1 protein-coding gene is annotated in these 644 nt (G+C 39.1%); it reads right to left on the reverse strand.

From position 1 onward, the window contains the following. On the reverse strand, nucleotides 1-360 hold a 360-nt coding region (locus R8N49_RS27975; RefSeq protein ID WP_318190551.1), incomplete at its 3' end, for a phage integrase N-terminal SAM-like domain-containing protein. Nucleotides 361-644: the final 284 nt, after the last annotated feature.

The raw sequence follows: 644 nt of genomic DNA on the forward strand, positions 1-644 counted from the left end.
CGGATCGATATGTTGCACAAACCTGCGGACTTCATCGCGAGTCAAAACAACAGGGAGCTTCTTTTCCGTCAGTGATTTTTGGAACCTCATATCCAGTGAAAGCGGGGTTTTAAAAAAGTCTCGATATAAAAACGAAATAGCATTCAGCGCCAATGCTTGAGTTTTGACTGCAACTTTTTCATCGATAGCGAGGTGGCTGAGAAATCGAATAACGTCGTCTTCAGATAACTTCGATGGATGAGCAAGCTGGTGGAATACAATAAAGCGCTTTATCCAGAATAGGTAACTCTCGATAGTTTTGTTGGCATAATGGCGAGTAAGCATATGCTCTTTTACACTTATCAGAAACTGACTTTTCATAACATTATGAGACTGTTTATTTATACAGGCGTTGTAATTTATCAATACTGGCCCAGTTATCATGCTTTTTGCCGTCTAATTGCGTGTTCAAACACACATATTCATACTACTTTTCTATTTGTTTCATGAAGATGAGTGCTAGGATTTGTTTTTCTTTTGTCAGGAAAGAATGCGGTAGCGTGCGAGAAAGGCCGCTATTTGCGGTATAGAAAGCGTGATGCTTAATTAAGTAAAATCAGTGGGTTATGGATTTTCTCTGTTCCCTTGGCTTTTTGATTTTGTGT

It is taken from the genome of Vibrio sp. 1978 (assembly GCF_033344345.1).